This is a genomic window from Colwellia marinimaniae (assembly GCF_002207865.1).
Classification (GTDB): domain Bacteria; phylum Pseudomonadota; class Gammaproteobacteria; order Enterobacterales; family Alteromonadaceae; genus Colwellia; species Colwellia marinimaniae.
On sequence record NZ_BDQM01000297.1, the window covers coordinates 1 to 266 of the forward strand.

Consider the following 266-nt stretch of genomic DNA (forward strand, 5'->3'; position numbering starts at 1 on the left):
TTTCTCCTGTGCAGACAGCTGGCGACGTTGCGCCGCCTCCTCCAGTACCGCGAACTGACTCTCCGCCTTCCACAAATCCCGGCGCTGCTGGCTGATTTTCTCATTTGCTCCGGCATGCTTCTCCAGCGTCCGGAGTTCTGCCTGAAGCGTCAGCAGGGCAGCATGAGCACTGTCTTCCTGACGATCGCCCGCAGACACCTTCACGCTGGACTGTTTCGGCTTTTTCAGCGTCGCTTCATAATCCTTTTTCGCCGCCGCCATCAGCG

General features: G+C 59.0%; 1 protein-coding gene. It reads right to left on the minus strand.

Annotated elements, in window-relative coordinates; all coding sequences use genetic code 11:
- A partial coding sequence (locus MTCD1_RS19355) for a phage tail tape measure family protein (RefSeq protein WP_143760189.1) occupies window positions 1-266 on the minus strand: 266 nt, incomplete at both ends.